Source organism: Pseudomonas kielensis (assembly GCF_030505375.1).
Taxonomy (GTDB): Bacteria; Pseudomonadota; Gammaproteobacteria; order Pseudomonadales; family Pseudomonadaceae; genus Aquipseudomonas; species Aquipseudomonas kielensis.
The window spans coordinates 5,427,294-5,447,955 of the sequence record NZ_CP130043.1; the positions used below are offsets into that span (position 1 = coordinate 5,427,294).

14 protein-coding genes and 1 pseudogene are annotated in these 20,662 nt (G+C 59.0%); 9 read left to right on the top strand and 6 right to left on the bottom strand.

Features of this window, described 5'->3' with window-relative positions:
* The first annotated feature begins 84 nt into the window (after positions 1-84).
* On the top strand, positions 85-726 hold the full coding sequence (locus Q1W70_RS25100; protein WP_166591709.1) for a DUF1345 domain-containing protein: 642 nt from the start codon (positions 85-87) through the stop codon (positions 724-726).
* A gap of 4 nt (positions 727-730) precedes the next feature.
* Here the strand turns inward: Q1W70_RS25100 and Q1W70_RS25105 are convergent, their stop codons facing one another.
* Positions 731-1,672: a fibronectin type III domain-containing protein gene (locus tag Q1W70_RS25105; RefSeq protein ID WP_166591708.1), complete on the bottom strand. Its 942-nt coding sequence runs from the start codon at positions 1,670-1,672 to the stop codon at positions 731-733.
* 380 nt (positions 1,673-2,052) lie between these two features.
* Between Q1W70_RS25105 and Q1W70_RS25110 the strand changes: the two genes are divergently transcribed.
* The 7 genes and pseudogenes from Q1W70_RS25110 (at position 2,053) to Q1W70_RS25140 (ending at position 8,702) form a co-directional block, all read left to right on the top strand.
* Positions 2,053-3,102 carry a LacI family DNA-binding transcriptional regulator gene (locus Q1W70_RS25110; RefSeq protein ID WP_166591707.1) on the top strand — a complete coding sequence of 350 codons (1,050 nt, stop codon included), beginning with the start codon at positions 2,053-2,055 and terminating at the stop codon, positions 3,100-3,102.
* A gap of 80 nt (positions 3,103-3,182) precedes the next feature.
* Positions 3,183-3,965 carry a sugar phosphate isomerase/epimerase family protein gene (locus tag Q1W70_RS25115; protein ID WP_166591706.1) on the top strand — a complete coding sequence of 261 codons (783 nt, stop codon included), beginning with the start codon at positions 3,183-3,185 and terminating at the stop codon, positions 3,963-3,965.
* Positions 3,958-4,944 (top strand): sugar kinase, encoded by a 987-nt coding sequence (locus Q1W70_RS25120; protein ID WP_166591705.1) that lies wholly within the window; start codon positions 3,958-3,960, stop codon positions 4,942-4,944. Before Q1W70_RS25115 ends, Q1W70_RS25120 begins: the two co-directional genes overlap by 8 nt.
* 111 nt (positions 4,945-5,055) lie before the next feature.
* Positions 5,056-6,355: pseudogene (locus Q1W70_RS25125) on the top strand (MFS transporter).
* Between the two features lie 20 nt (positions 6,356-6,375).
* Positions 6,376-7,353, top strand: a complete 978-nt coding sequence (locus Q1W70_RS25130) for a 2-hydroxyacid dehydrogenase (protein ID WP_166591703.1) — start codon at positions 6,376-6,378, stop codon at positions 7,351-7,353.
* 278 nt (positions 7,354-7,631) lie between these two features.
* Positions 7,632-7,916 carry a helix-turn-helix transcriptional regulator gene (locus Q1W70_RS25135; protein ID WP_166591702.1) on the top strand — a complete coding sequence of 95 codons (285 nt, stop codon included), beginning with the start codon at positions 7,632-7,634 and terminating at the stop codon, positions 7,914-7,916.
* Between the two features lie 51 nt (positions 7,917-7,967).
* The gene (locus Q1W70_RS25140) at positions 7,968-8,702 is read left to right on the top strand and encodes a response regulator (protein WP_166591701.1); all 735 of its coding nucleotides are present in this window, start codon (positions 7,968-7,970) and stop codon (positions 8,700-8,702) included.
* A gap of 5 nt (positions 8,703-8,707) precedes the next feature.
* Here Q1W70_RS25140 and Q1W70_RS25145 read toward each other — a convergent pair whose 3' ends face one another.
* From Q1W70_RS25145 to Q1W70_RS25165, 5 genes are all read right to left on the bottom strand, one after another.
* A complete protein-coding gene (locus tag Q1W70_RS25145; RefSeq protein WP_166591700.1) occupies positions 8,708-12,535 on the bottom strand; it encodes an RHS repeat domain-containing protein in 3,828 nt (1,275 codons plus the stop codon).
* A 79-nt stretch (positions 12,536-12,614) separates the two neighbouring features.
* Positions 12,615-14,177 (bottom strand): hypothetical protein, encoded by a 1,563-nt coding sequence (locus Q1W70_RS25150; protein WP_302098276.1) that lies wholly within the window; start codon positions 14,175-14,177, stop codon positions 12,615-12,617.
* Positions 14,174-15,514 carry a hypothetical protein gene (locus Q1W70_RS25155; protein WP_302098277.1) on the bottom strand — a complete coding sequence of 447 codons (1,341 nt, stop codon included), beginning with the start codon at positions 15,512-15,514 and terminating at the stop codon, positions 14,174-14,176. Before Q1W70_RS25155 ends, Q1W70_RS25150 begins: the two co-directional genes overlap by 4 nt.
* 16 nt (positions 15,515-15,530) lie before the next feature.
* Positions 15,531-17,927, bottom strand: a complete 2,397-nt coding sequence (locus Q1W70_RS25160; protein ID WP_185818018.1) for a hypothetical protein — start codon at positions 17,925-17,927, stop codon at positions 15,531-15,533.
* Positions 17,928-17,977: 50 nt separating this feature from the next.
* Positions 17,978-19,774 carry a hypothetical protein gene (locus tag Q1W70_RS25165; RefSeq protein WP_166592786.1) on the bottom strand — a complete coding sequence of 599 codons (1,797 nt, stop codon included), beginning with the start codon at positions 19,772-19,774 and terminating at the stop codon, positions 17,978-17,980.
* Positions 19,775-20,100: 326 nt separating this feature from the next.
* Between Q1W70_RS25165 and Q1W70_RS25170 the strand changes: the two genes are divergently transcribed.
* Positions 20,101-20,643: a hypothetical protein gene (locus Q1W70_RS25170; protein ID WP_302098278.1), complete on the top strand. Its 543-nt coding sequence runs from the start codon at positions 20,101-20,103 to the stop codon at positions 20,641-20,643.
* Positions 20,644-20,662: the final 19 nt, after the last annotated feature.

A 20,662-nucleotide genomic window follows, 5' to 3' on the forward strand; every position in this document is an offset into this window, starting at 1 on the left:
CAGGGCTTCATCAGGCTCACCTTTATGGCCACAACGGGCTGCGCTGCGCTATGGTTCTTTCAAGTCCCATTGCAGTGAGCCCCCATGCCCCACCTCGTGCGCACCCACCCTCGCCTCACCTGTGCCAGCCTGATTGGCATCACGGCAGGTATTCTGGCTCCCGCCGACTCCTTCATCAGCAACATCCTCATTGGCTGGAATGCCGGCGTCTGGACCTACCTGGCCCTGATGCTGTGGCTCACTGTCCGCGCCAAGGCCGATGACGTCAAACGCATCGCCGAGGTCGAAGACGAAAATGCCGGGCTGGTGCTGCTCATCGTCTGCATTGCCGCGATTGCCAGCCTCGCCGCCATTACCTTCGAACTGGCGGGAATCGGCGACACGCATGCCACTCAAAAGCTCCTGCGCTACGGCTTTACCGGCCTGACCGTGATCGGCTCCTGGCTGCTGATCGGCACCATTTTCAGCGTGCACTACGCCCGCCTGTTCTACACCTGGGAAGGCAAGGAACCGCCGCTGCGCTTTGCCGAAGGCCTGCGAACCCCCGACTATTGGGACTTTCTGTACTTCTCCTTCACCATTGGCGTGGCCGTGCAAACCGCCGATGTCGGCGTGGCCAGCCGAGGTCTGCGCAAAATTGTCCTGGCCCAGTCGTTGATTGGTTTTGTATTCAACACCGCGATATTGGGGTTTTCGATCAATATCGCGGCGGGGTTGTTTGGGTAAGTCGTTACCCACGGATAGAAGCTGGTTCGGAGAGCTCACCATTGCGTCTTGCACGCACCTCAAAAAGATAAATCGTGCCAAGTTTCAAATCATTAAAGAGGGTGTAAAGTTCTGGAGTTTCTCTGATCACAACGCCATCTCGCGATATCTGGTAACCGGTGACGCCATCACTTTGATTCGGCGGACTCCATGTGAGGGTACCCACCTGGAAGCTAACCCGAACAAACTCAAGGTTTATTGGTGGCGCATTGCTCACTGGCGTTGTCACCTGGATGGCTGAAATTACCGAACGATTATTTGCACCATCCACAGCAGCCACCGCAAAGCTGTAATTTCTGGAGCTACTCAAGCCGCCGACACCGTACTGAGTATCCGGGACTGTCGCCAAGTGAATGCTACCTTGATAGACCTCATAACCGACGACTCCAACATTGTCTTGCGACGGGTCCCATGCAAGAGCGACGAAATTGCTGGTGATCGTGGTAGCCCTCAAGTTTCCAGGCGTGGAAGGGGCTGTCCAATCTGGGGTGGAGACCGTCAAGGGGTCGGAATCGGCATAGTTTCCAACGGGATCCCTCGCCCGCACCATGAAAATATAAGTCGTCATATCATTCAGATTGGCGACCGTATAACGAGTGCTATCAGTACTGCCCATCAGTTTCCCGTCACAGAAAACCTGATACTCAACGACCCCTCCATTGTCGACCGACGCCATCCACGCCAGGTTGACCCTCTTACTCGCCACACTTTCAGTGCGTAACTGCGTTGGCTTGCTCGGTGGCGTGCGATCCGGCACATACAGCCCTATGCGAGCCCGACTCGGGTTGGAGCGGATGTTGCCCGCCGCCTTGGCATAGAGATAAAAAAAGTACTCTTGATTAGGGTTCAATCCGTTGATGACACACGGTGGGCGGCTCACGGTAAGGGTCGCAAGCCCCTCGGCCATGACCTCATAACCCGAGGCGTTATAGGGGCAATACACACACTGAGTGTAGGGCTCATCCCACGTCAGGCGCGCGGTTGTGGGGCTGGTTCGTTCTCCTTGTATTCCACCGGGACTGCAGATCGTGATTGAAGCTCCTGTGCACGTTAACCTTGTGTCGCACAGTGTCTGACCAAACCGACCTGTTGCGCACCTGACAGATCTGCCAGTTGCCTTTGTGCCCAACCCGTGATCCAGACGATGGCGCACGCGCTTGATCAACTTTTTTCGAAACCCGCATTTTCGCGCTTGACGACCCAAAGGCTTTTGGTGTCTCCTGAAACCGGTTTCAGCGAGGGCTAACAGACGCTGCTGCCGATAACTCCAATAATAAGGTCGTCGCCGTGAATAGTTTTTCTGCCGCCCAACGCAGCCGCGTGACCATGCTCGATGTCGCCGAACGCGCCGGGGTATCCAAGGCCAGCGTGTCACGCTTCATCGGCGAAGACCGCGCCTTGCTGTCCGATGCCATTGCCTTGCGCATCGAGCAGGCGATCGACGAGTTGGGTTACCGCCCGAACCAGATGGCCCGCGGCCTGAAACGCGGGCGCACCCGCCTGATCGGCATGCTGGTGGCCGATATCCGCAACCCCTATTCAATTGCCGTGATGCATGGCGTGGAAACCGCCTGCCGCCAGCACGGCTACAGCCTGGTGGTGTGCAACACCGATCGCGATGACGAGCAGGAAAGCCAGCACCTGGCAGCCTTGCGCTCGTACAACATCGAAGGCCTGATCGTGAACACCCTGGGTCACCACCCGGACCTGTTGCGCGAACTGCACCGCGAGATGCCGATGGTGCTGGTGGACCGCAAGGTCGAGTCATTGCACAGCGACCTGGTCGGCCTGGATAACCCGGCCGCCGTCCACACCGCCTTGAGCCATCTGCAGGACCAGGGCTACCGCGACGTGCTGTTGGTCAGCGAGCCCTATGACGGCACCAGTTCGCGGATCGAACGCGTTGCCAGCTTTGAGCAGCAAATCGGCCAGCGCCCGGCGCTGCGGGGGGCGGTGGTCGAGACCGGTGTCGAACTCAGTGGCCATCTGCAAGCCTTCCTCGACGCCCCGGCACCCGGGCCTAAAGCGTTGTTCTGTGCCAACGGCATTGCCGCCCTGGCGACCACTCGGGCGCTGCGTGAACTGGGTTGCGACTTGTTCGCCGACGTCGGCCTGATCGCCCTCGATGATCTGGACTGGTACCCGCTGGTGGGCAGCGGCATCACCGCCCTCGCCCAGCCGACCGAAGCCATTGGCGCCAGTGCGTTCGACTGCCTGCTCAAACGCTTGCGCGGCGACGACGGCCCCGTGCGGACCCTGGATTACCCGGCGCAGTTGGTTGTGCGCGGGTCGACGCAATTGTCCCGTTCACCACGATCCTCAGGCACCCGCCACTGATCCCTACAGGTGGCAGTTGCTACACAGGTGTGCAGATTTTTTTTGAACAAAAATGAAACCGGTTTCAGAGGTCAATAACAATGAGTAAATCACCTGTTTCCATCAGCTTGTCCAGCTACGGCGCCGATCTGGTTCGCCAGGTGGGCCAACTGGCATTTGTCGAGGTCCTGGCCAAGGCCGGCGCCCAGCGGATTGAGTGGCGCGAAGAATTGCTGACCAGCGAAGACCCGCGGGAACTGGCCCACGCCATTGAGCAACAGGGGCTTGAGGCGGTGTTTTCCTCGCCGCTGGAACTGTGGGTCGCCGGTCGCGCCCAGCCCAACCCGTTGCTGGCCGCCACCCTCAAACGCGCCGAGAGCTTCGGTGCCCGTTGGCTCAAGGTGTCCCTGGGCTACTTCACCGACACCAACGACCTGCACAGCCTGGCCGCGTGCCTGGCCGAGCACGCGGTGCAGTTGCTGGTGGAAAACGACCAGACCCTGCACGGCGGACGCATCGAGCCGTTCCAGCGTTTTTTCGCGCAGGTAGAGCAACACGTGTTGCCGGTGCGGATGACCTTCGATATCGGCAACTGGTCCTGGCAGGACCAGAGCGCCGCCACTGCTGCGCGCCTGCTGGGCCGGCATGTCGCCTACGTGCATTGCAAGGCGGTGACCCGCCGCGCCGACAGCAAGCTGGTGGCGATTGCACCGGCCGCCGCCGACCTGCAGCAGTGGGAACAGTTGCTCACGCACATGGCACCGGGCATCTCCCGCGCCGCCGAATACCCGTTGCAGGCCGATGACCTGCAGCAACTGACCACCGAGCACGTGGCCGTCCTCGCCCGCTTGGGTCAACCCGGCCCGGAGCACGCCCATGTCTGAAGTCGATATCCTATCGTTTGGCGAAACCATGGCGATGCTGGTCGCCGAGCAAACCGGCGACCTGGCGCAGGTCGCAAACTTTCACAAACGCATTGCCGGGGCCGACAGCAATGTCGCTATCGGCCTGTCGCGACTGGGCTTCAAGGTGGCCTGGCTGAGCCGGGTCGGCGCTGACTCCCTGGGGCGCTTTGTCCTCGACACGTTGCAAAGTGAAGGCCTGGACTGCTCCCAGGTCGACGTCGATCCGTTGCACCCGACCGGCTTTCAATTCAAGTCCCGCGAGGAAGCCGGCGCCGATCCCCAGGTGGAATACTTCCGCCGGGGTTCGGCCGCCAGTCACCTGTCGCCCCAGGCGATCCAGACGCCGTTGCTGCAAGCCCGGCACCTGCATGCCACCGGCATTCCGCCGGCACTGTCGGCGACCGCCCGCGAGCTGTCTCTGGAGCTGATGACGCAGATGCGCGCTGCCGGCCGCACCGTGTCGTTCGACCCCAATCTGCGCCCGGCGTTGTGGGCCAGCGAGCAGCAGATGATCACAGAGATCAACCGCCTGGCCGCCCTCGCCCACTGGGTGTTGCCGGGCCTGGGCGAAGGCCGCCTGCTGACCGGCTTCGACGACCCGGCGGACATTGCCGCGTTCTATCTGGATCAAGGCGCCCAGGTCGTGGCGATCAAGCTCGGCGCCCACGGTGCCTACTACCGCACGGCGCAGGACCAGGGCTTTGTCGCCGCCGTGCCGGTGGCGCAGGTGGTCGATACCGTCGGTGCCGGCGATGGTTTTGCGGTGGGCCTGATCAGCGCATTGCTGGAGTGCCACAGCGTCAGCGACGCGGTGCAACGGGCCAACTGGATTGGCAGCCGCGCCGTGCAGAGCCGTGGCGACATGGAGGGCCTGCCGACCCGGCTTGAGATGTCTGCTGAATTTGAGGCCGCCATCGCGAGCAAGCTCGCTCCCACTGGGGATTTGTGCCGGGCATAGAAACCCTGTGGGGCTAGCGCCCGTTTGCGGCCTGCTTACGATAAGGCCAACCCGATCACTGAAGATTCCGATACCTGCTGCGACAAAAACAACAAGCTCAGGAGCACTACCATGCAAACGCCAAAACTCGCCGCCCGCCGTTGGTGGTACATCATGCCCATTGTCTTTATCACCTATAGCCTGGCGTATCTGGACCGCGCCAACTATGGCTTCGCCGCCGCTTCCGGAATGGCCGCCGATCTGATGATCACCCCAGGCCTGTCGTCGTTGCTCGGTGCGCTGTTCTTCCTCGGGTACTTTTTCTTCCAGATCCCCGGCGCGATCTACGCACAGAAAAACAGCGTGAAGAAGCTGATCTTTGTCAGCCTGATCCTCTGGGGCAGCCTGGCGACCCTGACCGGGGTGGTCTCCAACGCCTACTGGCTGATCGTCATCCGCTTCATGCTCGGCGTCGTCGAAGCCGCGGTGATGCCGGCGATGCTGATCTATCTGTGTCATTGGTTCACCCGCGCCGAACGCTCGCGCGCCAATACCTTCCTGATCCTCGGCAACCCGGTGACCATGCTCTGGATGTCGGTGGTCTCCGGCTATCTGGTGCAGCATTACAGACTGGCGCTGGATGTTCATCATCGAAGGCTTGCCGGCGGTGCTCTGGGCCTTCATCTGGTGGCGCCTGGCCGACGATCGTCCGGCGCAGGCCAAATGGCTCAACGACCAGGAAAAACACCACCTGGAAAGCGCCCTGGCGGCCGAACAGGTCGGGATCAAGGCGGTGAAGAACTACGCCGAAGCCTTCCGCTCGCCGAAAGTCATCGTCCTGGCCTTGCAGTTTTTTTGCTGGAGCATCGGTGTCTACGGCTTCGTGTTGTGGCTGCCGTCGATCCTCAAGCAAGGCGCGCAGATGGACATGATCGAGGCCGGCTGGCTGTCGGCCCTGCCGTATCTGGCGGCCGTGATCGGCATGCTGCTGGTGTCCTGGGGGTCGGACAAACTGCAGAAACGTAAACGTTTTGTCTGGCCACCGTTGCTGATTGCCTCGATTGCGTTCTACGGCTCCTATGCCCTGGGCGCCGAACACTTCTGGTGGTCCTACACCTTGCTGGTGATTGCCGGCGCGTGCATGTACGCCCCCTACGGACCGTTCTTCGCGATCATTCCGGAAATCCTCCCGGCCAACGTCGCCGGTGGCGCAATGGCGCTGATCAATAGCATGGGCGCCCTCGGTTCGTTCGGCGGTTCCTACCTGGTGGGCTACCTGAACAGTGCTACCGGTTCGCCCGGTGCGTCCTTTTTGCTGATGAGCGTGTCGCTGCTGCTGGCGGTGCTGCTGACGCTCTGTCTCAAGCCCGGCGCCAGTGACCGCGAAGCCCCCAAGGCGAGCCCGCAACCGCTGGCGAGCGCACACTCTTGAATCGAATTGAAGGTGAACGGATGAACAAGCACGTCGTGCTCTACAAGAAACTGTCTCCCGCGCTGATGGCGCGCCTGCAAGCGCAGGTTGAGGTGACGCTGATCGAACGCCTGGACAACGATGGCCTGATGCGCCTGCGCGATGCCTTGCCCGGCGCCCATGGCCTGTTGGGCGCGAGTCTGCGCCTGGATGCCGGGCTGCTTGACCTGGCGCCCAAGCTTGAGGCCGTCGCCAGTGTCTCGGTGGGTGTCGACAACTACGACATCGATTACCTGACCCGGCGCCGGATCCTGCTCAGCAACACCCCGGACGTGTTGACCGAGACCACCGCCGACACCGGTTTCGCACTGATCCTGGCCACGGCGCGGCGCGTGGTGGAACTTGCCAGCCTGGTGCGTGCGGGCGGCTGGACCGGCAATATCGGCCCGGCCCACTTTGGCAGCGACGTACACGGCAAGACCCTGGGCATCATCGGCATGGGCCGCATCGGCGAGGCGCTGGCCCAGCGCGGGCATTTCGGCTTTGGCATGCCGATCCTCTACCACAGCAACAGCGCGAAACCTGCCGTGGAGAAACGCTTCGATGCGCAGTACCGCAGCCTGCCCGAGTTGTTGCAACAAGCGGACTTCGTTTGCCTGACCTTGCCCCTGACCGCCGCCACCGAAGGCTTGATTGGCGCGAAGGAGTTTGCCCTGATGCGCCCGGACAGCATCTTCATCAATATTTCCCGGGGCAAGGTGGTAAATGAACCGGCACTGATCCAGGCCCTGCAACAGCGGCAGATCCGCGCGGCCGGGCTGGATGTTTTCGAACGTGAACCGCTGCCCGCGAACTCACCCCTGCTGCAACTGGATAACCTGGTGGCGACCCCGCATATCGGCTCGGCAACCCATGAAACTCGCGAAGCCATGGCGCGCTGCGCGGTCGACAATCTGCTCGCGGCGTTGGCTGGGCAGCGGCCGGCGAATCTGGTCAACGGGGACGCGTGGCAGCGGTAAAAACGCGATAGACGGTAGATCTGAAACTAAAGCCTTGCCAATAACAGGAAAACCTCTACATGAGCAGGTGAAACGCCCGACAGAAACCACTCCATTCGCTGCATTAATGTGCTCCACCTGTTAGTTCTTACAGGTTTCAAGGCGCTGTTTCCGCGATATAACGGAGCTGAACCTACAGCGCCTTACGAGGCGTCTGTCAGCCGGACGCAAGGACCACGCCCATTTTAGGAAGGATCCATCGCGCCCACTCCAGTAATTGATAAATGGGAGTGCCTGTCATGAACCATTCAACTGCGACGACCAAGCGTACCCGTGACCGCCAACCTCACCGGGAGAAGCCACCTAGCGTTGAAGGGCCTGCAATCACATTGACCCAGCGTGAAAAGGAGGTGCTGGGCTGGACTGCCAGAGGCAAGTCGTCGTGGGAAATAGGAGTGATTGTCAATTGCACTGAATCGGGCGTGAATTATCACTTAGACAACATCCGTCGAAAATTCGACGTTAAATCGCGCTGGATCGCTGTGTTCAAGGCCCTCGAGCAAGGTTTGATTCAACTGAATTGAACCTGCGGCCTGCGGTGTCCGGCGTGCTATTGGTCCCTGTCGAGACACCGCATGAACCCTGCGCAACCGCTGTTCTCTGCTGCTCCCCTACTGTGGGGCGACACACCTGAAACACCTGTCCTTGGCATGCCGGGCAGGACTCGCATTATCCTTGCCGACGATCACCCGGTGGTGCTGATGGGCGCAGAAATGGCCCTGTGTCCGCCGTTCAGCCAGGATTTCGCGATCGTCGCCCAGGCCCAAAGCGCCGAGGAGTTGGTCGAGCACCTGGAGCAAAAGCCCTGTGACATCCTGATCACTGACTACGCGATGCCCTACGGCGAATTTCCCGATGGTCTGGCGTTGATCGGCTACATCAGACGTCACTTCGGCCATGTCCGCTTGATTGTGATGACCATGCTCAGCCATCCCTGCCTGTTGCAGGCGTTGCTCAACCTGGACGTCTGCGCACTGTTCGACAAACGCAGTGCCTTGCCTGAGCTCAAGCGTGCAACAGAAAGCGTGCTACACGGTCGTCGTTATCTGTGCCCGACCTTTGCGCGCATTCTGCACGCCCAGACGCTGCTGTCCGCCGGCGCGGATAAACCCTCGGCCAGTCTTTCCGAACGAGAACTTGAAGTGGTGCGGATGTTTGTCCAGGGTCTGTCTGGCCGCCAGATCGCCCTGCAGCTCAACCGCAGCGAAAAAACCATCAGTCGGCAGAAACGCACCGCCATGGACAAGTTGGGACTTGAGCATGACGGTGGCCTGGTGGAGTTTGCACGGGTCAGTGGACTCCATGTATAGCGCGGTCATGAAGGTGTTTGCACATCCCCCGTCTGGTGCTCGGCGAGTACCACTCCCGCCGCGCGTACGAACGTGCTGCCGTCTGCCCCCTGAATTCGGTTCGCCAGTTCGCCATCTCGATAAAAACGTCGCTCCGCTCCTTCAGGGCCATCCTTGCCGACGAGGGTGTCCAAAGGGTCGTAATCAAGGTTGCTCCCAGGTTCACCTGACAAGCCGCTGATGCGGGTCAAGCGGCCCAGGGCGTCGTATTCCAGGACACGCTGCTCCTCGTCGTGGATCAAATGCCCATCGGCGTCATACTCGAGCAGAATCTCGGCGGGGTAAGGTGCTCCCGCGTTGTTCTCGACGCGGGTCAACTGCGCGGGGTCCAGAGGGTTCTCGAAACGGTAGAGCGCGCGATTGAGCTGCCCATCCGTCGCAGTCGTCAACACCTGGGTCAGGTTGTCCAGGACATCGAACCTGAACACCTGCCGCGCGATCGCCTTACCGTAGGGATCGACAGGGGGCTGGCTACCCTCACAGGTATAGAGCGTGAGACGCCCCCGCAGGTCGTAGCCATACGTCTCGTCACGCAGCACAGCGTCGCCCTGCTTCAAGGTTCGTCGCTCCACCAGGTCGGCAGCGTTATAGACCTGGGTCAATTGTTGCTCGATGCCATTGAGGTCGAAGGTGCGCTGGATCTCTCGACCCAAATCATCGTACTCAAGCGCAATGATCACCTGCTGCCCACTGGCACTGTCACGGGTCGTGATGGTTGCCGTCTGCCCCAACTCGTCATAACTGAAGTCCGAGTGAGTGCTGCCCAGTTGCGTCGACTCCAGGCGCCCAGCAACGTCATAGTCATAGCTCTGCACCTGCTGCAGCACATCGGTGTAACTCAAGAGCTGGCCCAGGCGGCTGTAGTCGTAGTGCATGGCATGGGATTCACCCGGTTGATTGCGCTGCTCGCTCTTGAGCTCACCCGTGGAGAAGTATTGGCGACTGATACCCAGCGCCTGCTCCTGACAACTGACCAGCCGGGCGTTTTGTTTGTCGTAGACATAGTCGGCCGTGACCTGCCCGGGCAACTGTCGACGCATTGGCTCTTCACTGAGCTGCGGATTGTACTGGTAGTGGATCCGTTGCTGGCTCGCCGTCGTGACGGTGTCCGGCTGCATCATGCCGGGCAGGTAACTGAAGACCTGCCTGCGGCCTCCGGTGGTCGAGGCCTTCATGCGGCCAAGCCCGTCAAACTCCTGCCTGCCGAGGACGACATCGTTGACACTGATTTCAGTCGGCAAGTCTTCGGCGCTGTGCAACGCGTAGCGACGTTGGACCACGGCCCCGTCTGGCAACGTGTTACGAATCATCCGACCAAAGCTGTCGTAGGCGTATTCGGTCCTGCCGGACCGGGCATCGATTTCCAGCACGGTCTGGCCAAGGCCATCGTAGCCGTACTCATGCAAGCTGATCGCGCCACCGGCGGTATCGAAGCGCTCGATGTGCGCCGGCTTTTCAAACAGATTGACATAGGTCACGGTCATCCCGGCCCGCTTCGCCGCAACGCCCGATCCCTGCCGCCAACTCCGCTGGATCGGTCCTTTCCAGTCAACCGCCCCAATCGGGTCGGTCTGTTCATGGAGCTGCACACCATCCGGGCCGGTGACGCAGCACTGCATACCCCAGGCGTCGTAATCGAACGTGCGAGTCAGGGGGACTTGCTCCTCGCCCCGCCAGTCGAACTGGGTTTCCTCGATCAGGTTCTGCAGCGCGTCGTATCGCGCTGACCAGGTTGTGCGGTATTCATCGGCGCGGGTGAGACTGTCGGCGTTCTGCCGTTGCTCGTTGATCGGTCGATTCAGGCCATCGAAATAGGTGCGGGTAGTGACATTCTTGACATCCGTGACCTGTTGCTGGGCTTGCTGTCCATCCAGCGAGGTCAGGTAGTAGGTATAGGCCCGCGTGGCTTTGAACTCATCATCATCCGGCGATACGGTTTCACTGGTCACCCGTTGCAGTTCGTCATACGTACTGCGGATTTTCACGCCGTTGTCGTCGTAACTGAGCAATGGCTGGCCGTGGACCAGCGAGTCCTCACGGGTGGTCACCTTGCGCACAGGTTCGGCGCCATGGTCGAAACCGGTCAGGGTTTCAATAGTTTCCAGTACCGTCTCACCTGCCAATACGCTGTCGAGAGTGCGGTAGGCATATTCAGTGGTGCTGGTCAGACCATTGAGCATCGTGCGCTGACTGGCTGGACGACCATGCAGGAACACCGCACCGGGTTGATCGTGATACGCGTACAGCGTCCGTTGCAGCTCGACTTCGTTGCTGCCCTGCAGTTGCTGCAGGGTCTCGCTTTCACTGCTCAGCCAAGGCGCCTGGCCGCTGCCGGTCAACGCGGGGAGCGCCAGGTAGCGCAAGCGCATGCGTAATGTCGGGGCGCCTGGCTGTTCGAGCGACGAAGGGAAAACCGTGCTGTCCTTGCGGTTGCGGACAAATCCTTGCGGATCGGCCGGGCAACCGTCGCTGGCTTCTTTCGGGTAGTAGGTGTGAACCGTGCGCACGCCGTTGGGTTCGACCTGCTCAAGCTGATTGCCATGGACATCGAACGCGCTGAGGGTGACCTCTTCGCGGAACCTGCTGGCATCATTGTCCATTCGCCAACTGCTGGAGGTTTGCCGGGGCAACTGGAACTGCGCAGGCTGCTGGGCAAAGGGTTTGTCTTCGGCGTAATACAGGGTCGCCTGCAACTGGACGCAATGGTCCTGAGTGATCTTTTCTTCGGTAAGCAGATGAAAGCGGTTGAAGGTGCGATCGACCTGGCGAACGACCGCGCTACCCACCCGCTCAGCAGCGTGACTGCTGTACACATAGGTGTGCGGAACGTTGTACAGCGGGTCCATTCCGTCTTCCCAACTGACCGTCTCCCGGTTGCCCAGAAAGTTGTTTACCGAATAGGTGTACACGACTTCCATCATCGGTTGCCCGAAGCCGGGATACGTGCGGTGGCGCGTCACCCGGGGCAGGTTGGGTCGTGTCACGCCGTTCGGATAGGGGTGCCCATCGTCCTGGTACTCAATGGTTTCACGGCCACCGGCGGGCGTCTTGACCTCGTGCAGACAAAGGATGCCACGGATCGGGTCGTTGCCATAGTCGAAACGCCAGGAGGGTTTTTCCTGGGTCGGCAGGACAATCTTCGTCACCCAGCCTTTGCCGTTCAATTCCATTTCATAGCGCGCCAGCGGGGTTCCGCCAGGGCCGTCGAAGGGGCGCAGCAGCAGTTCGACCTGCGAGTCGTTGGGGCGATTGATCCGCAACAACTCGCCCTGGGCATCTCTGACCGACTGCAAGCGCTGGCCGCCTCTGAAGCTGGCGTAAGTCAAGTGGATGCTGTGACCACTGGGGGCGTAGATCTGGCTGGGCAACGCCACTCGGTCCTCGCCGCTGCCGCCAAGCGTGAGCACTTCGATCAATCCGGACTTGTGCACCACGCGGTAGGTACCGTCCTGATTGTTGTAGAAATGGAAGCTGTCGAGTTTCTTTTCCCTGATCGCCGGCTCAGTGCCACTGCCGGTAACTTTGAATGTTTCCCCGGTACTGAGCGATAGAATACTGTTGTGTGCGGTGAACTGGCTCAGATTGAGGTTCCAACCAAAACCATAACCGGAGTCAATGATATTGATGGGATTAAAACTCAACTTGAACATAAAGTCCGGGCCGCATAGCCAGTTGCTTTTTATTTCGGGAAAGTCGAGGGACAGCGTGTATTGCCCGGTACGCGGGTCGACGCCGCCTTGCAAGTAACTCATGAAGGCAAACGCCTGGGAATGCACCGCACTGGATGTGGTCATGTTCCATACCCTTTTACATAGATGACGGAATCCACCGCAGGCACCACCGAGTGCGCGCCTGCGACTTCGAGAAGGCCTGTTATTGCGGCAACAACACCAGTCGGTTGCGACTGTCTGCAGTACTCGGGGGCGCGAAGCCGATTTGCAACCGATGGCGATTACCGTCCTCATCCAGCAACACAAAGATGACCGCTGGATCCAGGAGTTTTCGATAAAGCCGGTAGACATCTCCCCCCGCCATGCCGTCATACCAGAACTTCATGTCATGGGTGCGATGCAAACTGATCAGCAACTGACCCGGAGAAGGCTTGGAACCACCCTCAAAGGCGCCGCTCAAGACCTTGCCGGTTTCCTTGAACAAATTTCTCAAGTACAGATCGAATGACAAACCTTCGGGGGCAGGTGAATCACTGTTGACACCGTTCGCCGGGTTAAACGCATAACAGGTGTAGCTGAAGAAGGTTTCATCCAGCAGTTCACTTTCCCATTGAATCGTCGAGATGTTCTTTTCGATATGCAGGGTCGAGAATCTCACCGGGTAAGAGCCAAGCCGCCGATAGCTCAGGCGCCAGTAGTCCGTTGACCAGAGGTAGTAACTAAACACATCCCGATTCGGATTGCTCGGATCGTTCGGCTCATCATGACCGTTGGGATCCTGAGCGACACGCTCACGGTCAAGCTGGTACTCCGCCTCCGACGGTGCAGCGGAAAACACACCGCGCACCGACACCTCGCCAGCCGCCACCCCCCCCGAACTAAAGGTCGCCCCATTGCCTTGAAATCGGGCAAAAAACGTTTGATTGCCTTCAACAGCCATGTGGATGTAGAGCTCGCGATAGCGCGTGCCATTGTTGTCTGGCTTGGGCAGCACCACCGCTGGGGCCTGTTGCGCCATGGTGGGAAAATAGCGGAAACGGTTCCTCTGCTTGTTTGCTGCCCACTTCAACGGGCTGTTGTGCTCGATGCCTTCCTCGCCAAGCGTTATGAACGGCACCTCCGCGCCCGTCAGTTTGTGGACCAGTTTCAATGTCGCCAGGTCCGCATCACTGACCGGAACGTAATGATCGCGGCCATCGATTCTCACCGGCTTCGTCTCGATCTTCACGACCACGGGTACTTGCTGGCGACCGTTGGCATAACAGCGGTTATCGTCACCATTGATTGAAACATCGAAGTTTTGCAACTCGCTCCAACGCAACTCAGGTTCCGCCCGTTCGGTGAGCTGGATGATGCTGAAACCGCGACGCCGGATGGGCCCGACACCATCGTATTGAATGTCACACCTGACCACGCTGATCCGTGAAGCGCCGAACGCCGGCGGGGTGAAAACGCCATCTTCGTTGACTTCCCCTTCACCGATGACGCTCCATTGGCAATCTTCCTTCTGATAGTCCTCGGCCCGCAGGTAAACCAATTCGGACTGGCTGATCTCCGAGACATAGGGCGGATCCACCTGCAGCGTCTGCGCCGACGCCACCACGACAATCGTCGCTTCGATCGACTCGTTACTGCTTCTGTCCTGTACGGTGAGCCTGACCAGTTGCAGCGGTTCAGCCTGCGTCACCGGCGGGGTATACAACGCCCGATTATTATCAATCCGGGTCAGCGTGCCCTGCGTCGGCAACAGCGTAGGCCAGATCAACTCCCCCCCGTCACGGTGGTGACGCGCAGCGGAATCTTGTCAACCGTGCTGCCCACCCCACTGGTACATACCCGGGGCGATATACTCATGTTTTCGTAGACCCCCAGCACCATGGCGGAGCGCGTTTGCTGGCGTCCGTCCTGGGTGTAAGACGCAGTCACCAGCACCGGCTGGCGCTCCTTGCCCAACCGCGAGGCCGCTGGCGAGGTGTACAGGCCGCCGTTGGCGGTAATCGTGCCGACCGCCAGCGGACTGATCAGGTTACTCACACTCCAACTGGCCCTGACCACGCTGCCGTCACTCTTGCGCGCGGTGAACTGCTGGACCTTGCTGCCCTTCATATTGACGAAAGCTGGCTCGACCGCCACGTGCTCGGTTGCGGCCTTGACGTTCCCCAGGATCAGCATGTCCGCAGGACGATGCCGACCGCCCGGCGTCTCGACAAAGATGTTTTCACCGGGAAACAGCAGATTCTTCAGCACGTCCAGTTGCGTTTCGTCGACCAACTCCAGCCACTGTTGATTCAACACCAGGGCTGCGCTGTACAGCGGTTGATTCGCCCCATTGGTGTCGTCCGGAATCAGGTAGGGGAAATTACTGCCATCGGTGGGCAAGCCCTGGCCATTCTCATCCCTGGCCTTCAGACGAATGAAGACCAGTACCGCACCATCAGCCGAATCGCCGGAACCAGGGGCTTTTTGCGTGCGGATATAAAAGCCTGTGGGGCTGAGGGGGTTATAGCCGCTGAAATCAAACAGCCCCAACTCGAACATGCGGCGGTCATCCGGCTGGGCCGCAAGGAAGCCCTGGATGAACTCGGCAATTTTATTCTGTACCCCGGGCAGCTCACCCAGATTGCATTTAAGGTTGGGGTCGCTGGCCAGATCGAGGGTCACCCGCCCGCGTTTATCGACCTCGCCCTCGATGTGGCCCAATTCGATTTGCATCTCGATCCTGTAGCCCATGTCCTCGGTAATGCTGAAGCTCGACATCAGAGCAGGCACCCCGGTCACCGGGTAACTCATGGCGGTGTAGGTACCGCCAATCAGGTTCATGGTCACCGTGACCCTGGACCTGTGCAGAGAGGCCGAGGCAAACGACAGCACCGGTTTGCCCAGCAACAGCGAGTCGAGCTGTACCGATTCGGTGTGGTCCGGGGTCACGTACAAATAACCACTCATGGGCGGTATGAAACGCGAATCGCTCAACCAGCGCAGGTACTGCTCTTCCAGCAGCCGATTGAGCTGGGCACGACCGAATGCCGCCACCGCCCCCCAGCCCAGAACCACTGAACCCGCCCTCATCCGCGCCAACAGATTTGCCAGAGAATTCGACATGATGCTGCTCCCAAAATTAGTCGGCGCTGAGTGCCATTTGATCCGTAGTTAACATGCGGATCGCCTCTGGCACGGTGTAAAGCGGGATGGGCAGGATGATATATCCATCATCCGGGGCTCGCCCTCTAACGTCCGGAATGTGCGCAGTGATCACGGCGAACTTGTGCGCCCCCATGGCGTCGATCGTGAACACACCGGTCTTGGGGTCCACGTGACCTGAACCTGCGATCACCGCCCAACTCATGTCTTCCGTCTCGGGATCAGCCACCCAATCGCCAATGCTCGCCTGTAGCCTGACCTGATTCGCCGGCCCGCCCGATCCTGGCACGATGCTGACCGTCATATTCGGCAGTTGGTGCAATTTCAGCACGGCGGACCGTTCAGTCTTCTTGGTGCGGGGATTGGTCACGACGATCTGATCCACGCTGAACACCAGCTTACTGTCGTCAGACCGGGGTCCGGGATAATAGGTGTGATCGCCCCCCTCCTTGCTGCTCGGCAGCACCTTCGCCCCCGTGCTCGGATCCGCGACAGACCAAACCAGCGCTTCGCCGTTCAAGGCCCCGGCCGACACCTCGCGACCGGCTACTTCCTCCACACCAACAACCTGCACCAGCGGGTTGATCACGATGTCGTAGCGCAGCACGCTGACCAGCGCGGAACTGCTGCTGCCACCGGCCGTGGCCGTCACCCGGACCCGGGTGTAGTCGCCCGCGAACTGACCGGCATTCGGCGCCGTGTAGCGACCCAAGGTGTTGATGGTGCCGGGCTGACCATCACTGCCGGGAATGTTCTCGACCTTCCAGGTCACATTGCTCATCGCCGGGATGGTGCTGAACTGGAAGGTATCGCCGCGACCGATAACCGGTTCCAGATTGTTCAGGGTGAAGGCGGTCAGCGTGGGGCCGACCTGGCCGAAAATGGCCAGGTCATGGAAAAATTTGACGTCTTGCGGTTGAACCCGATTTAGCCCACGGAACAACAAGCTATTGAGCATCAACACATTGAGGTCACCTACGGCTCTCGTATAATCTTTGTCGGCATCCCTGAAGTACTCGCGAACCCATTCAACTAACGCGTCCCTTACTCTTGACAGATGCGCGGGCGGCAGCAGTGATTGATTGGAGAAGTCAGGATAAAACTCCAACTTGTGCGCACCCTGAGAATATTTGAACACCAGATCCATCGTTTCAGAATCAACCGCCAATGTTAACGTCGTATGAAATCGAAAGCGTGTAGGAATATGCATAGTTCCTACATGACCCGGCGAGTTCACAACAACCTGTATGAACTCGCCCTCCTTCAACCAATCAACAAATAAATGCCTGAGAGAGTTAACGGTTGAATCTACGACCTGAAAGCCCTTAAAGTAACTTTTCTCATCCGGAGCAGAGACAAAAAAATTCAAGACATTACAGCGATACTGGTGATCATCAATCACCAGCCTGTTAGCCTTTTCAACCGTACGAGCCCCGCGTATCGCATAAGCAGCAAGAATCGATTTGCCACCCGCCTGCATTTCATATTCATACTGAAAAGAATCCTGATTCAACAGTCGCCGCATTCCGGAAACAACTATTTTGTCGTAGAAAAAATGATGCCCCAGCAACAGAGTGGCCGAAACCCCATCCGGCAGCAGATACTTCAAGTCACTGCTCCTGGCAGGCAGCGCACCATCACTTTGCCCTTCCATCGTCACAAACAGCAGTACCGCGCCTTCTTCCTCGTTTTCATTAGCCGCCAGTGTAGCCCCGCTGCCTTTCTTATTATGGGTCCGGACCACAAAGTGCACGGGCTTCAATAGCTGGTTCTGATCAATCGTTATCTCATTCAACACAAAGTTTTTTTGCGCCTCCGGCAACTTATTGAAGTGCGCCTTCAAGCGTTCACCGGTAAACTTCGCCAAGTGTTCGGTTTGCGCGTACGTCATCCGATAGTTCAGCCCTTCGGCAATATTCAGCGATACCGTCCCCTGCCGGTCTACCCCTCCCTGAGTGACTTTGAGGTCAATATCGTATTCCAGGGTCGGCCCATCTATCGGCCCCCACAGCGCCACTTTAGTGGTACGCCAGGCCGACGCGCCCAGTGGCCGTTCAAAAGCCATGTGCGTGCCCCCCATGACTTTCTGCCGGATGCGTGCCTTGGAGTTTTCCAGGTTTGAATTGGTAAACGACAGGCGTGGAGCATCCATTACATAATTGACCATGTACTCTCGATACGTTGGCGTCTGATTATCCTGGAGCAGCTCAGTAATGGGCGGTAGGTAGTTCCCCGTGCTGAACCGATTAATATATTCCTGCAACAGCACCGCATTGGTCTTCGACCGGTCATAGGCCAGAATAGCGTTCCAGCCACGGGTACGTGGCTCGACATTCAGCCATTTATACATTTCATCCAGAGAGTTATTGCTCATGATAGATATCCTTGCGATTGGTTTGACCAGGCCCCATGCCCAACACTGATTCATGCAGATAGTTTGAGATTGCCATCTTTGAACGGCCAGTAAGTCTCACCGCCATCGAAACTGACGCTGGCCTCCAGGGTGAAGTTTTCATTGAGCCGCAGAGAAGCAAGGAAAGTGCGGGCCAGGACGGCGGTCACCCGTTTACTGTTGAACTCCGCCTGAGTGACCGGCAGCGCATTGCGCACGGTGATCGACGTTGAGCCGCCACCGGAAGCCCTGACCCCGCGGGCGACGATTTTCAACAACTGCCCGGCGGCCATGAACGGCCATTGCGCCACGGTCAGATCGGCGCCTGCCGCAGGTACCCTGGCCAATGACAGGGTCGAAGTGCCCTGGGCCTGAGTGCATTGGGTGTCCGGGTAGCGAGATGCCGGCAACGGCACGATTCGCAGATTGAACGCGACGGAGTCCTCGCTCGCGGTCTGCCCCGGCGGGGTCACGCGATAGAACACCTGAAAACGCTGGGTGGCCGACATGTTGGCGGCAATCGCCGTCGCCGGAATGAAAAAGCGTCGGCCCGCGCCGCCGACCGGGTTCGGCGCGATGTGGCGCCCCCCTGCGGCATGGCCGAACCAATGCATTTCCACCTTGCCTGAGCCAATCTCAGCCTGCGCCGGCACGTTGACATAGGCTCCTGAAACATCAGCCGGCAGACTGCCCCTCAGGTCGCCGTCAGCCACGGCATCCTCGACGATGGGGGCCGGCAGATCCAGCGGCTTGCTGATGTCCAGCGCCAGTGATTCGCTGGACAGCGCACTACCAGCGCGTGCGTACTGATAAGTGAACGTGACCCGAGTATTGCTGTTGTCCAGCAGCCATTGCTGTGGGATATGCGACTCGATCAGGCCGCGGTCGAGTATTGAACGATCGACGCGCAATGCGCTGAGCAGGCTTCTATCGGCCCGATTGGCGTTGCCATAGACCAGCACACGGTCGCCCTGCTGGATGTCGGCGTAGGAAGGCTGGATGCGCAAGATCAGGCCGTTGGGGAACAATCCCGGATTGATCGGGCCATCGCTGTGGTTGAGGATCTGCGGTGCGGGTAACCGGGCCACTGCCGGCTTTCTGATCAGCAGAGTCTGGCGCTCCGACTCACCGCGCTCGCCCGTGCCATCGGCATATTGAATGCTGTAGCCGATGTCGGCGCTGTCGTTGAACAGCACCTGGTCTTGCGGCACGGTGAACGTCAATGGCCAGCCAATATGTTCAGCCTTGAGCTCCAGGGTCCGGCTGATGGGGGTATCCGGGAACCCCTCGAAGAATCCTTGCCAGGTAAAAGTGACCTTGTCACCCACGCTCATGGCAGCATACGAGGGGACCACGGCGCTGGCGCCAACAGCCCCAACGGCATCGGGATCCAGGGCCAGCCCGTGGGACTCCTTGATCTGCGCCACGGGCAAGGTTTCCAGGCGTACGGAGGGCCGGCCGATACGGCAGAGCCTTCGCAGTGACTCCGGGCCACGGTTATCCGGATCACTGTTTTTGGAACTGCTGTAGGAAAACAACGCAATGCCCTGATCGAGCTGCCTCAACAGCGCGTTGGAAATATCCACCGGCATTCCCCGTGCAGCGGTGTAGCCCCCCGACACGGTGACATCGATCCGGGACGTCACGTAGTCAGCCGTTTCACCAAGCGCGCCGCAGCCTATCCACCTGGGCCAGATCACATCCTCATCGACCGTGATCCCGGGGTACTTGATGTACGTGCGCAACGCCTGCCCCCCCAATTCATCCAGGTCGACCCAATCGTCGTCCTTGAGGTCCGGTATGTCTGGAAGCGGGTTTGACTGTGCCATTGACTCAACTCCATGGGGGCTCGTACCAATAACGAAACAACTTCTGAGCAGTCGCTGATGCCGTGATGGCGTACTTTTACTCCTGCACGGCCCGCTCAACTACTAGCAGAACTAACAGGTTGCCAAACGGGAAATCACTGCTAGCGTTAGTTCTTTTTTCAGTCGCGGATAGCCCATGAAGTTAACGCCCGCAGTTATTGCTTTGACCCTAGACTCAGCCGATACCCGTGTCCACTGGTAGAACTGCTAGGTTTTCCACGGCCATTCAACTGATAAATTACCGTGAGACATTCGCTCAATGACACGCCTGGAAGAGGGCTGCACCGATGAACCACATCAAAACAATAACTTGTGGATTACTGCTCAGCAGCCAAATAATCCACGCACAACCTGCGCTGGCAGCCACTCAAGCAGTAGGCTCGATTGCGCTCATGGACAAAGACAAGTTCGAGTGCTTTATTCCCGTTCCGGCAGCAGGGGAAACAATAACCTACGACTTGGTATCCGCAGTTGTAATAACACCTCCACCACTTCCACCTCCACCACCTCCACCATGCCATCTCGTAAAAGCCAGAGAGTTCGGGCTTATCGGAATCCCTTCTGCTACTGAAATACTGTTTTCAGCAAACAAACTCTGCAACACACAACCGGGCGAAGAAGGAGAATTCTGGTTCAGATTTAAGACTATAAAAAACCCAACCACTTTGAACTATATAGAGATGGAGTACCTAAAAAGTTTTACCCCCCCAAACATCGTCGGCCCTGGCTTACAACTTATCGATCGTTTTTTGAAACCGGGCAATCCAGTCGTGCGCGATAAACTTGCGTGCGTACAAATCAAGACATCCGTAGCGCCACCGACCCCGTGACCGCCACTTCAACAGTCCC